Below are 12668 nucleotides of genomic sequence, written 5' to 3'. Positions count from 1 at the left end.
CGGAAGACAAAGCTTTACGTCTGCATCTATTTCTCCGATTCGAAGGATCTACATGACTGACCGTCCATTTGTTCTCGACGACCTCCACCGTGTGGTCACACCCACTGAGACCTCAATCTCTCCCGACGGCACCGTGGTCGTCTTCGTTCGCTCGGAAATTGTTGCTGGAAAGGCAACTACATCGCTCTGGGCGGTGTCCCGCGATTCCCAGGCTCGCCGCCTCACCGCAGGGCCCGCCGATTCTGCCCCTCGGTTCTCTCCGGACGGAACCTCGATTGCCTTCCTGCGTAAGGTCGGCGACTCCGCGCAGCTGCACCTGATCCCGCTCGCCGGTGGCGAGGCCGAAACTCTCACCACATCAGCATCACTCCCCCTCGGCGCCGGTGCAGCAGCCTGGAGCCCGGACGGAAATGCCATCGCGTTCGCCGCTGTGGTCTCACGCTCGGACTCCGCCGATCCGAATGCTCCCATCGTCACCGACCGACTCGGATACAAGGTGGACGGTGCCGGTTGGCTCGGCACCTTCCGTCGCCACCTTCACACTGTCGATCTGGAGACGAAGGCAGTTCGACGGCTCACCGACGGTGATTGGAATGCCGACGTTCCGTCCTGGTCGCCCGACGGCACGGCCCTTGCCTTCACCGCGAATCTCGAACCGGACAGCGATCTGAACCTCACGTTCAGCGCTTACCGCATCCTCGTCGACGATCTGTCGGTTCCCCCGCAGCGACTCGGTCATGCCACCGGAGTGCAGGGCTCCACACTGTGGCATCCGCAGGGAGATTCGGTCGTCGCCATCGGCACTCCCGAGGTCCGTGTCGGAACTGCAGACCTGATCCGGCTGTCCGTCCCCGGCCCAACCGAGACACCGGTCGACGTCACCCTCACAGCTCATCTCGATCGCAACGTGATGCCCGGTGCACCCGGTTACCCCGGCGGCACACCGGCACTGTCGAATACTCGCGACGAAATCGTGTTCTGCCTACGCGATCGTGGATGGACGCATCTGTACGCGGCCGACATCGAAACCGGCACCTCTCGATCCCTCGTCGCCAATCCCAACGAGGTCGTCTCGGCGCTCTCCGTTGCCCGTGACGCCCGCGTCGCCTCCGTCATCGTCACCACGCAGCAGTCCTTCGGCGAGGTCGCACTCGTCGATCTCGACAGCGGCGCGGTCACCACGCTGACGAAATTCACCGCAGAAGCACTCCCCGAGGTGACACTGTTTGCCGCCGAGGAACGCGAGTTCACCATCTCCGACGGCCGCACCGTGCATGGTTGGTTACTGTCCGCTCCCGAAACCAGTGGCGCTGCACCTCTTCTGCTCGACATTCACGGCGGACCGCACAACGCGTGGACCGGCGTTGCAGATACCTATCACCCCGCCCACCAGGTTCTCGCCGCCCAGGGTTGGCGCATCCTGACCCTCAATCCACGTGGGTCGGACGGGTACGGCGCAGACTTCATGTACGCCGTCAACGGCGCCTGGGGTACCTCCGACCAAGCCGACTTCCTCGAGCCGATCGACGCGCTTGTCGCCGAGGGACTTGTCGACGGGGACCGTCTGGCGATCACCGGGTACAGCTACGGCGGATACAGTACGTGTCACCTGACGTCCGCGACGGATCGTTTTGCCGCTGCGGTTGCCGGCGGGCTGATCTGCGATTTCAACGCCATGGCCGGAGTCTGCGATTTCGGTCCGCACCTCGCGTCACTCGCCACCGGCACGACTGTTCCCGAGAACTCCGCCAAGCTGCTGGCAGCCTCACCGCTCGCCGCTGTGAAGAACGTGGTGACCCCGACGCTGATCCTGCACGGAAAGTCGGACGAGCGGTGCCCGCTGGGTCAGGCCGAGGCCTGGTTCGCCGCACTGCGCCAGCAGCATGTACCCACCCGACTGGTGGCGTATCCCGGTGCAAGCCACGGGTTCCTCGTCAACGGCTCGATCTCGCACCGAATCGACTACAGCACGCGGCTCATCGAGTGGGTGAAGCGATACACCTCCGCGAAGCTGCCCAAGACCGGCCTGGCCAATGCATCTGCCGGCGCCGACGCGTGGAAGCGCTCACTGGACGTACTGTGTGAGCGTTACGGCGTCACCGGTGCTCAATTCGGTATTCTCACACTCGATTCCAGCGGCAAGGAAATCACCCGTACGACGGTGGCTTCCGGCGTGATCAACGCAGACACCGGGGTCGAGGTATCCACCGACTCCCTGTTCCAGATCGGATCCATCACCAAGGTATGGACCGCGATGCTGGTCATGCAGCTTGTCGACGAAGGCTTGCTCGACCTGGACGCGACCGTCCGGTCGATCCTGCCCGATTTCGCACTGCAGGACGAGGAAACAGCTGCCCGCATCACGGTTCGCGCACTTCTGAACCATCGCAACGGAATCGACGGTGACCTGTTCATCGACAAGGGTCGCGGCGACGACGTCGTCGAACGCTACGTCGAGGGCCTGCGTGACTTCCGTCAGGTTCATCCACTCGAGGACGGCTTCGCGTACTCGAACTCCGCGTACGTCCTTGCAGCTCGTATCGTCGAGGTTCTTCGCGGCGGCATCTGGGACGACATCCTCAAGGAGCGGATCATCGATCCTCTCGGCCTCGCGCACACACTCACGTTGACCGGAGATACACCGAGATACTCTGTGGCAGCGGGTCATACGGGGAACTCCGTCGTGATGCCCGTCTGGCCGATCACCCGCTCGATGGGGCCCGCCGGCTGCATCACTGCCAGCATCGGAGATCTACTCACGTTCGCGGAACTCGGTCTTCTCGAAGGACAGAGCGTCGACGGCGTACGGATCGTGTCGGAAAAGTCAGCCGCCGCGATGCGCACACCCGAAATCGACATCAGCGAACTGTTCCCGGACAAGTCGGGTTGGGGCTTGGGCTGGTTCCACGAAACCTGGTCGGGCGAAGAGATTTTCGGGCACGACGGCAGCACCATCGGCCAGCACGCGTATCTGCGCATCTTCCCCCGCCACAATGTCGCGATCGCACTGCTGACCAGCGGCGGCAAGGCCGACGGCCTCTACCGTGATCTCTTCACCGAAGCCGCGGCCGCGTTGGTCGGACTCGAACCTCCGCAAGCCCTCGCCCCGAACCCCGCGAGTGTGGAGTCGATTCCGGATTCGGTTCTGGGAAAGTACAGCTCGGGCGGAATAGCAATCGAGTTCCGTCGTGTAGAGTCCGCTGACGAGGCCGTGATCACCGTCATCGGCGACGTAATCCCGAATCCCGAGGAAGACGAAACAGCTCCGAAGAAGCCTGCAACGGTAGCCACTCTCGTACCGTCACAGATCCCGGGGACCTGGACCACCCGTCAACCCGGGGCCGCCGGTTGGACGACGGTACGGCCGCACCGAGACGGAGTGTACGTCGGATTCCGCTTCCTACCACGGGTTAACGCGTGACGATGACCGATACACATACGATGACGGAAACACAGAACGCCGAAACACAGAACGCCAGCGAACTCGAGGAATCAAAGATGCAAGAACAGCTTCAAGAACTCGTCGATCAGTGGAGGGTCGAGGCAAACATCCCCGGCGTCTCGGTCGGTATCGTGCACGGCGACAAGGACATCGTCGTCACCAGCGGAATCGAAAGCGTCGAAACCCAACTCCCGGTCACCGACAAGACGATGTTCATGATCGGCTCCACCACAAAGGTGTTCGCCGCAACAGCCGCGATGGCACTCGTCGAGGACGGCCTACTCGATCTCGACACCCCGTTGGTCGAGTACGTCCCCGAACTGACCTTCGCCGACGAAACAGCCACGCGCACAGTCACGATGCGTCATCTCCTCACCCACACCGGCGGATTCACCGGCGACGCGGGCCTCTCGGCAGGCTGGGGCGAAGACGCCCTGGGACGCTCGGTTTCACGGCTGAACGAACTGCGACAAGAATTTCCCGTCGGAGAAGTCTTCTCCTACAGCAACTCCGGATTCGTTCTCGCCGGACATGTCGTGGCCAAGATCAGCGGACTGACCTTCGAAGAGCTGGTCAAGCAGCGCGTGCTCGACCCCCTCGACATGAAGAACTCGGCCTTCCTGCCCTGGGACGTGATGACCCACCGGTTCGCACTCGGTCACTACATCCGCGACGGTGTGCCGTTCGTGTCCAACGAAACCGGGCTGGACCGCGGCATGATCCCTTGCGGCGGAATGTGGTCCTCGGTGCGAGACCAACTCGTCTTGGCACGTTACGCACTGTCTGGCGAACACCCCGGCGAAGGACAGCCGCTCGACGAGTCCACCCGGTTGTTGATGCAGAAGCCGCAGCGTCCCGCCGCGATGATGTTCGAAGAAGTCGGCCTGGGATGGCTGTTGACTCGATACGGAACCACACAGGTAGTGCGGCACGGCGGAAACGTGAGCAACCTCCAGGTCTCCGAGTTCATGACAGTGCCCGAGAAGAACTTCGCCGTCACCGTGCTGACCAACGCCCTCGGCGGCGGAATCGGCAAGAAGATCGTCGACTGGTGCATGGCCAACCTCACTGAACTACCCACGCCGGCATCCCTCGACGTGGTCGAGCCCGAACCCGCTGCCGTCGACGCAGTCCTGGGCAAGTATCAGGCCGGCTCACTGACGATGACCGTCGCCCCCGGTGACGAGGGAATCGGCATCCGGATGGGCAGCGCGCAGGATCTCGGTGAATACGAGGACATCGTCTGGCCGCCGGCAATCCCGATCGCCTTCCTCAACGACCGTGACTTCGCTGCGCGCGCCGACACCACCCGGGCGTTGGGACGCTTCGTCACCGACGACACCGGTCGCGCCGTGATGCTCGAATTCGGCGGCCGCACCGCCAAGCGAGTGGCCTGATCCTCTAGACGGGTGACGCGGTCCGATTACGGGACCGCGTCACCCGTCTTCGTAAATGCACAGCCGAGAAGGTACAGACTGGACGCCATGAACTTCATCGGCGAGTCGCTTCTGCACCCCTCCCGGTGGAGCGTGCGTGCCCGTTCGACCGTGGCATCGACACTCGTGATCGCCTTCTGCCTGGTGATCGCCGGGCTTGCACTGGTTTTCGTGCTGGCAAACTCCCTGCATCTGTCCGCGCTGAACAGCTCCGACGCTCGCGCCACGCAATTGGTCCAGCAGCTCAACGGAAAAAACCCGGCCGATCTCGACCCTTCGCTTCTGTCCACAGACAGTCAGATCGGAATCGTGCAGATCGTCGACGCCGATCACCGAATAGTCGCCCAATCACCTGGAACCGACAGCGACCTCCTGTCCGAACGTTTTCTCGGCCCTGACGAGTCGGACGCTCTCGGAAGGGTCAAGAAGTCCGACGACGAGGACTACTGGCTGATCGGGCGAGGCGCTCAGACGGCGACCGGACCAGTCACCGTCTTCGTCGGCGCCGACCGCGAACCGGTTGAAACCGTGGTGACGACCGTTGCCGTTCTGCTGGCCATCGTCGGACCTCTGGTCCTGGGGCTGGCAGCGTTTGCCACCTACCGCCTCGTCGGTTCGGCCCTCGCTCCCGTCGAACGCATCCGCGCTCGGGTAGCATCGATTTCGAGTGGGCGTCAAGGTGAACGAGTGCCTGTCCCGTCAGGGAACGACGAGATAGCCCGACTGGCAACAACAATGAACGACATGCTGGCGCGCCTCGACGAAGGTGCGCTGGCCCAGCAACGATTTGTCAGCGATGCCTCACACGAGTTACGCAGTCCGCTGTCCACGATCACGACGGCCCTCGAACTGGCACACCGACGCCCGGATCTCCTCGACGACGCGCTGATCGAAGACGCACTACTTCCCGAGGCGCGCCGGATGCGGCAGTTGATCGAAGACCTGTTGATTCTCGCGCGCTCTGACGAAAGCGAACTCGAAAAGTTCGGCATCGTCGTCGACGTCGACCTCGATGACATCTTGTTCGCCGAGCAGAAAAGGATCGACGGTATCTCCGCAGTTACGGTCGCCGCTGCCGTGGCTCCGGTTCGGGTCTCCGGAGACCCGAGAGCATTGACGCGGATGGTGCGAAACCTCGTGGACAATGCAGTGCGGCATGCGGAGACCCTCGTGTATCTCGAGTGCTCCGAAGCCGGAAACGAAGCCCACATCGTGATCGAGGACGACGGGCCCGGAATCCCTGCAGCAGAACGCGAACGAATCTTCGGACGCTTCGTCCGCCTGGACCAGCCACGGTCGAGGCAGGGAGGCGGGTCCGGACTTGGACTCGCCATCGCGTCGGAAATAGTTGCGGCGCACCACGGAACCATTTCCGTCAGCGAGAGGGCGGGCGGTGGAAGTAGATTCGAGGTGACGATTCCGGTACCGAACGACTGACGATCAGGCAGTGCCGACAAAGCGGTACCCGACGCCTCGGACCGTTTCGATGCTCTGAGTTCCGAACGGGAGGTCGAGCTTCTTACGAAGGTAACCGATATACACCTCGACGATGTTCTCGTCACCTTCGTAGTTGGTGTCCCAGACAGCGCGAACGATCTCGGTCTTCGTGACCACCACACCATTGTTGCGCATCAAGAATTCGAGAACGCTGTACTCCCGCGGCGTCAGGGTCAATTCGATTCCCGCTCTGCTCACCTGATGTTTGGCCGGGTCGAGGGACAGGTCTCCAACGGAGAGTATCGCCGGACGTTGTGGAGCGCCGCGACGCACCAGTGCGCGCAGCCGAGCGAGAAGCACGACAAACGAGAATGGCTTGACCAGGTAGTCGTCGGCGCCGAGATCGAATGCATCGGCCAGGTCGTATTCGCCGTCCTTTGCCGAGAGCATGAGGATCGGCGTCCAGATCTCCCGGGCGCGTAGATCCCGCACGATGTCGTACCCGTGTTTGCCCGGCAACATGATGTCGAGAACGATCACGTCGAATTCGTCACTGCACGCAGTCGCGAATCCGTCGTCACCGTTGAGTTCGACGGCGGTCACGAATCCCTCGGCCACCAATCCCCGCCGGATCGTCTCGGCCAAGCGCACTTCGTCTTCGACCACCAGTACTCGCACCACCGGCCCCGTTTCGTCGCCACGCAGTTGTTCGGATGCACCCAGTAGAGCAGACGGTAGACCCAGAGCCGAGTTCCGTTCAGCGTTTCTTCAGCTTCGGCTCGTCACACTGCATTCATGCCTGCAACTGTGTCGACCGTGCGAAACGTGGTCACCGAAGTCCTGACCGAGAGCACCACCGCAGAGATCGCGGTTGCCGCAATCGTGGTGGCCGCAGCTCTGTTCGCGTTCGGTTCGATCTACCGAGCTTCCGGCGTTCGGTCTACAGCCCTTCGCACGTGCGGACTCGTGCTTGCACTGGTGACGCTGTCGATCCAGGTGTATGGAAGCGGGTGGTTGACGAGCTTCGACGGGCCGGTGACCGACTGGATGGTCGATCATCGGAGCGGCGCCCTGAACCAGATCGCGGTCGCCGTCACAGATCTCGGTAGCCCGGTCGCCACCGCGCTGCTCGGGATCACCTGCGGAGTGCTCATCTCATGGCGAGCGCGTTCGGTCGTTCCGGGCTTGATCGTGATCGGAACCGTTGGCGGGGCGGCGGTCGCCAGCACGGCAATCAAAGCGCTCGTCGGTCGCGAACGTCCGCCGACCAACATCCAGGTTCTTCTCGAGACCGGCCACTCGTTCCCCTCCGGTCACGTGACGGGCACAGCAGCGCTGTTCGGCATTGCCGTTCTCGTTGTGAGCGTCGACCGAACACCGGCCGTCAAACGCCTTCTGATGCTCCTCGCCGTGACGGTCACCGTCGTCGTCGCGCTGACTCGCCTCTACTTGGGTGCGCACTGGCTCACCGACGTCATCGCCGGAGCCATTCTCGCGACGCTTGCAGTCACGGTGGGTGGAGCCCTCTTCCGATTCGTCGGCACTCACAACCAAGCTGAATCGACTACTGCTGCAATGCGCTCTGCAGAACCTTCAGCACTTCACGAGCCGCAGTCGGCCCGGTATTGAGGTAAAAGACGTCATCGTCAACAGCGACGGCGTGGTTGGCGACCACACCACGTAACTGCGCCCACAACGGCGCGTTCGTCAATGTCGCCGGGTCCCCGCCCTGCACGCCGTAGAAGATCCAGTCGGCGTCCGCCACGTTCAACTCTTCTTCACTGATGTCTCGGGAAGTGTCGTCGAACTGCTGCGACTGCGGACGGGTCAAGCCGGCATCCTCGGCGATACTGCCGGTGAACGAAGGAATACCGAAGATGCGCAGACGATTTCCGTTCTGGCGCGTGAACGACACCGTCGGCGGCGACGAGAGGGAAGCACCGAGGGCCGCGGCATCGGTATTGAAGGTATCCAGCAGTACCGTCGCCTGCTGCGTCTTACCTACCCCGTCGGCAACCAGCAGGAAGTCCTGCTTCCAGTAGACGCCGGTTCCCTGTGTTGCCACCGTGGGTGCGATGGCAGAAAGCTGGTCGTACAGCGAATCAGCGTCCTTTCCTGCAACATTCATCAAGATCAGGTCAGGATCGAGCGTGACGATCGCTTCGAAATTCGGTGTGAAGCGTCCACCTGCGTCAACGACATCACTTAGCTGAGTACGGAATTCGGGGTATGCAGACAACAAGTACGGAGGCACCAGGTCCGCACCGTCACCACGCGTCGAACCTGCGGGCACGACACCGAGCGACAGGAGAGCATCTGCTTGCCCGGTCGAGATGACGACAACCTTTTCGGGCTGCGATTCGATCGTGGTGTCCCCTTTGAAGTGTGAGACGGTACGAGGGAACTCGCCGTCCGACTTTCCGCTCCCCATTCCAACCGGGACTTCTCGCGGAGCGACAAACGCAGAGTCCGCCGGAGCCGACGCACTGATCTCGGCATCTGTGGGCGACGCGTCCTCGCTCGAGCAGCCACTGAGAGCTGCCACCAATGTCAGTGCGCCGATCAGCATTACACTGCGTGACTTCTTTCGAAAATTCATGATCGTGTCCCGTACGTCGTGAAGCATGACAGCTTCATCTTCCGTCATGGTTAGGTGACCCTACCCTTTGAAGAACTGTAAACTATATCTGTGTCAGATACAGTTCCAGGGCGTGGATCACACGAGGTCGATCGCTACTCCGATCGCGTGCCCACCGCGGAAGAAGCATCGAGATCACTCATCGCTGCGGCGTTCGAATTGCGTCGAGCGCTGCGGGAATACATGGATACGTCGGGTACCGACGCGACTCTGCCAGAGGCACAATCCGAAGTACTTCACGATGTCGCACACCATCCGGGCACTCGCATCGGGGCCGTGGCCGATCGCCTCTCCAGACGCCCGAACACCGTCAGCACGCTGGTGCGCATCCTCTCCGACAAAGACCTGATCGAGCGGCGACCCGATCCCACGGACGGCCGAGTGAGCACACTTTTCGTGAAGGACGAGCGAAGCGCGCGACGAGACCGTCGATCCGAACTACGCATCGGCGTTCTCGCCGAAGAATTGGCGGCCCTCGACGAGGGCGACCTCGACACATTGACCACTGCCGTCGGTATCCTCGACCGAGTCAATCGATCATTGCGAGATCACGCACCGCGATGACACTCCGGGACATACAGAAGCGGTGCGGTGCAGCACCTGCCGCACCGCACCGCACCTGCTGACGAGTTACCGCCCTAGTTCATGTCGTTCGCAATGATGTTCTCGATATTCCGTTCGGCCAGAGCGGTGATGGTGACGAACGGATTGACTCCCACATTGCCCGGTACGAGGGATCCGTCCATGACGTACAGACCCGGGTACTCCGGCAGACGACCGTAGCCGTCGGTCGCCTTGCCGAGCACACAACCGCCGAGGGGGTGGTACGTCAACTGATCGCCCCACGTCTGCGTCGGGCCGAAGAGGTCGGTCCGGTAGATCGTGCCTTCCTTCTTGTTGATCTTGTCGAAGAGCTTCTTCGCCATGTCGATCGACGGCTGGTTCTGCGAGCGCTGCCAGTTCAATCCGACCTTGCCTGTTGCCGAGTTGAATTGGAACTGAGCACGTTGCGGATTCTTGGCAATCGCCAAGTACAGGCTGACCCACAGTTCGGTACCGGCCGGGAAGGGTGCGATTTCCGCAAAGACGGGAGCGGATGTGTCGGCCCAGTTGTCGATACCCATCACGGGGATCGCCGACTGCTTCGCACCGGTGGCGTCCCACATGTGATTGGCGCGGCCCACCATCACGTTGCCGTTGTGACCCCATTCCTGTCCAACTGCACCCGGCAAATTCGCCAGCTGCCCTTGCGCTTTCATCGCGACCAGGAGCTTGCTGGTCCCGATACTGCCGGCCGCGAAGAAGACCTTGTCCGCCGTCACTGTCTTGGTGCCGACGGTATTGCCCTGCTCGTTGATCTGGTTCATCACCACTTGATAGCCACCGCCGGTCGCGGCCGGGGAAACCGAGGTCACGACGTGCAGAGCTGAAATGGTGAGCTTGCCGGTGGCGGATGCCGCAGCGAGGTACGTCTTGTCCAGAGATTTCTTTCCGGCATTGTTGCCGTAGATGACCTCACTGACCAGAGCGGACTTGGTGACCTGGCCGGCAGCTTCTTGCTTCATGTAGTTGAAGTCGTAGACATTCGGCACGAACGTTGTTGTGTAACCGGATCTCTCAGCGGTCTTTCGCCCCGTCCGCGCGAACTTGTAGTACTCGGTCGATTCGAACCAGGCCGGGTCGATGTTGTTGACTCCGAGCGCAGCGTTCGCGCGCGGGAAATACGTCGAGTACATCTCGTTGGAATCGACACCGGGCAGGATCTCTTCGAAATAGTTACGCTTGGGTGTGACGGCCATACCGCCGTTGACCAGCGACCCACCGCCGACCCCTCGGCCCTGGTAGACCTTGATCCCGCCGAAGTCCTCGGCGTCGAGAACACCGACGTAGCGGCTGATGTTCTTGTCCACCGAGCCGCCGGAGAAGTGTGAAACCGGTTGAACTGTACGGTCTCTGAGCCAGAAGGACCGACCGTCGGGCGAGAGCATCGGGCAGAAGATCTTGCCGTCGGACCCTGGTGTGGTCCACGACTTCCCCATCTCGACCATGTGCGTGTCGATACCGGCCTGTGTCAGGCGAAGTGCCGCAACGGCACCGCCGTATCCACTGCCGATCACGAGCGCGGGGACACGGTCTCCGTCGTTCAATGCTCGTCTGGGCGCAGCGGCCGCCGTGGTCCACGAGGACGAGAGTGCGGCGGCCCCCACAGCTAATCCTGTTGCTGCCAAGAAGTTTCTACGCGAGAGCGTGGAATTGGTACGTGCGTGCCGTTCGTTGGATCCAGCGCGAATGCTCAAGTGTGCCCTTCTCTTTCCGTGACCCCCGCGCTGAGATATACCGGGAGAAACCGAACGAGAAGTCCATACTCGTGGGTAACTTCGAGGAACCGTTGATTTTCCATGAAAAGGGCCGATGAACAGAAAGTTCACCGGCCCTCCGAAAGAACGAGTCAGGGAATTGAGATGCGACCTTCGACGGCGCCGAGCCCGATGTCCTTGCGGAAATGACCGCCGGGAAGCTTGACGTCGGCGATCTTTGCGTAGGCGTCGTCGCGAGCTTCGGTCAGATCCTTGCCCACTCCGACAACACTCAGCACACGCCCGCCGGCCGAGACGACGGCACCGTCTTCACGCTTCTTGGTACCGGCGTGCAGGACTCCGTCGGCGTCGGCTCCGGTGATCACGTCGCCGGTGCGTGGGGTTGACGGGTAGTTCTCCGCGGCAATCACGACCGTGACAGCGGAACCGTCGCGCCACTGCAACGGACCGACCGAATCGAGTGTTCCGGTCGAGGCCGCATTGAGTAGACCGCCCAGCGGCGTTTCGAGGAGAGCAAGCACGGCCTGAGTTTCGGGGTCACCGAACCGGCAGTTGAATTCGACGACGGCCGGGCCGTCGACACCGATCGCCAGACCGGCGTAGAGAAGGCCGGAGAAACTGCTACCGCGCGCGACCAACTCGGCAGCGACAGGCTTGACGACGTCGTCGACGATCTGCGTGACCATCTCGTCGGGCAGCCACGGCAATGGGGTGTACGCGCCCATGCCGCCGGTGTTGGGTCCGGAGTCTCCGTCGCCTACTCGCTTGTGGTCCTGTGCCGGGAGCAGCGGGATCACGGTTTCGCCGTCGACGAGGCAGAAGAGCGAAACTTCCGGACCGTCGAGGAAGGACTCGAGGAGAACCGGGTGTCCGGTCTCGAGCAGTTCTGCGGCATGATCGCGCGCGGCGAGACGATCCGTCGTGACGACTACGCCCTTACCCGCGGCCAATCCGTCGTCCTTGACCACCCAGTTGGGACCGAAGCGGTCGAGTGCTTCGTCGAGCTTGGCCGGATTGTCGACGATCTCGCTGTGAGCGGTCTTGACGCCGGCGACAGCCATCACGTCCTTGGCGAAAGCCTTCGATCCCTCGATGCGGGCGGCGTCGGCCGAAGGCCCGAAGCAGGCGATACCTGCTGCGCGCACCGCGTCTGCGACACCGAGGACCAGCGGAACCTCGGGTCCGATGACGACGAGGTCGGCTTCGACCTTCTGGGCCAGCGCGGTAACCGCGTCACCCGAAGCGACGTCGATGGGGTGCTGCTCGGCGATTTTTGCGATCCCGGCATTGCCAGGCGCGCAGATCAGGGCCGTGACACCTGGATCGCGAGCAAGAGAGAGAAGGAGGGCATGTTCACGGGCTCCGGAGCCGATTACTAGTACGCGCACGGGGAACAG

At 62.2% G+C, this 12668-nt stretch carries 9 protein-coding genes; 5 read left to right on the top strand and 4 right to left on the bottom strand.

Going from position 1 to position 12668, the window contains the following annotated elements; all coding sequences use genetic code 11:
• Window positions 1-52 precede the first annotated feature (52 nt).
• The 3 genes from GN300_RS15930 to GN300_RS15920 all read left to right on the top strand — a co-directional run bounded on the left by GN300_RS15930 (window position 53) and on the right by GN300_RS15920 (window position 6315).
• Window positions 53-3421: a serine hydrolase gene (locus GN300_RS15930; RefSeq protein WP_063314978.1), complete on the top strand. Its 3369-nt coding sequence runs from the start codon at window positions 53-55 to the stop codon at window positions 3419-3421.
• A gap of 20 nt (window positions 3422-3441) precedes the next feature.
• On the top strand, window positions 3442-4839 hold the full coding sequence (locus GN300_RS15925; RefSeq protein ID WP_233405652.1) for a serine hydrolase: 1398 nt from the start codon (window positions 3442-3444) through the stop codon (window positions 4837-4839).
• A gap of 87 nt (window positions 4840-4926) precedes the next feature.
• Window positions 4927-6315 (top strand): HAMP domain-containing sensor histidine kinase, encoded by a 1389-nt coding sequence (locus GN300_RS15920; protein WP_063314979.1) that lies wholly within the window; start codon window positions 4927-4929, stop codon window positions 6313-6315.
• A gap of 3 nt (window positions 6316-6318) precedes the next feature.
• Here the strand turns inward: GN300_RS15920 and GN300_RS15915 are convergent, their stop codons facing one another.
• Window positions 6319-6993 (bottom strand): response regulator transcription factor, encoded by a 675-nt coding sequence (locus GN300_RS15915; RefSeq protein ID WP_063315150.1) that lies wholly within the window; start codon window positions 6991-6993, stop codon window positions 6319-6321.
• Window positions 6994-7110: 117 nt separating this feature from the next.
• On the opposite strand from GN300_RS15915, the gene GN300_RS15910 reads away from it, so the two are divergent.
• Window positions 7111-7944 (top strand): phosphatase PAP2 family protein, encoded by an 834-nt coding sequence (locus GN300_RS15910; RefSeq protein ID WP_233405651.1) that lies wholly within the window; start codon window positions 7111-7113, stop codon window positions 7942-7944.
• Here the strand turns inward: GN300_RS15910 and GN300_RS15905 are convergent.
• The gene (locus GN300_RS15905; protein WP_231917208.1) at window positions 7880-8962 is read right to left on the bottom strand and encodes an ABC transporter substrate-binding protein; all 1083 of its coding nucleotides are present in this window, start codon (window positions 8960-8962) and stop codon (window positions 7880-7882) included. The two genes, GN300_RS15910 and GN300_RS15905, sit on opposite strands and share 65 nt — an antisense overlap.
• Window positions 8963-9004: 42 nt before the next feature.
• On the opposite strand from GN300_RS15905, the gene GN300_RS15900 reads away from it, so the two are divergent.
• Window positions 9005-9517 carry a MarR family winged helix-turn-helix transcriptional regulator gene (locus tag GN300_RS15900; protein WP_231917207.1) on the top strand — a complete coding sequence of 171 codons (513 nt, stop codon included), beginning with the start codon at window positions 9005-9007 and terminating at the stop codon, window positions 9515-9517.
• A 74-nt stretch (window positions 9518-9591) separates the two neighbouring features.
• Here the strand turns inward: GN300_RS15900 and GN300_RS15895 are convergent, their stop codons facing one another.
• Together GN300_RS15895 and purD are read right to left on the bottom strand one after the other, a co-directional pair.
• The gene (locus GN300_RS15895) at window positions 9592-11160 is read right to left on the bottom strand and encodes a GMC oxidoreductase (protein WP_197487702.1); all 1569 of its coding nucleotides are present in this window, start codon (window positions 11158-11160) and stop codon (window positions 9592-9594) included.
• Window positions 11161-11402: 242 nt separating this feature from the next.
• Window positions 11403-12659 carry a phosphoribosylamine--glycine ligase gene (gene purD / locus GN300_RS15890; RefSeq protein WP_007734401.1) on the bottom strand — a complete coding sequence of 419 codons (1257 nt, stop codon included), beginning with the start codon at window positions 12657-12659 and terminating at the stop codon, window positions 11403-11405.
• Window positions 12660-12668 lie beyond the last annotated feature (9 nt).

This window comes from Rhodococcus sp. Ni2 (assembly GCF_021352185.1).
Classification (GTDB): Bacteria; Actinomycetota; Actinomycetes; order Mycobacteriales; family Mycobacteriaceae; genus Rhodococcus_F; species Rhodococcus_F qingshengii.
Note: the sequence above shows the minus strand (reverse complement) of the source record. Positions and strands in the feature narration are given on the sequence as shown.

Bases quoted from the DNA above. Each gene is read 5' to 3' on its own strand.
- GN300_RS15930 (WP_063314978.1), top strand. From the start codon at position 53: ATGACTGACCGTCCATTTGTTCTCGACGACCTCCACCGTGTGGTCACA.
- GN300_RS15925 (WP_233405652.1), top strand. From the start codon at position 3,442: ATGACGGAAACACAGAACGCCGAAACACAGAACGCCAGCGAACTCGAG.
- GN300_RS15920 (WP_063314979.1), top strand. From the start codon at position 4,927: ATGAACTTCATCGGCGAGTCGCTTCTGCACCCCTCCCGGTGGAGCGTG.
- GN300_RS15910 (WP_233405651.1), top strand. From the start codon at position 7,111: ATGCCTGCAACTGTGTCGACCGTGCGAAACGTGGTCACCGAAGTCCTG.
- GN300_RS15905 (WP_231917208.1), bottom strand. From the start codon at position 8,962: ATGACGGAAGATGAAGCTGTCATGCTTCACGACGTACGGGACACGATC.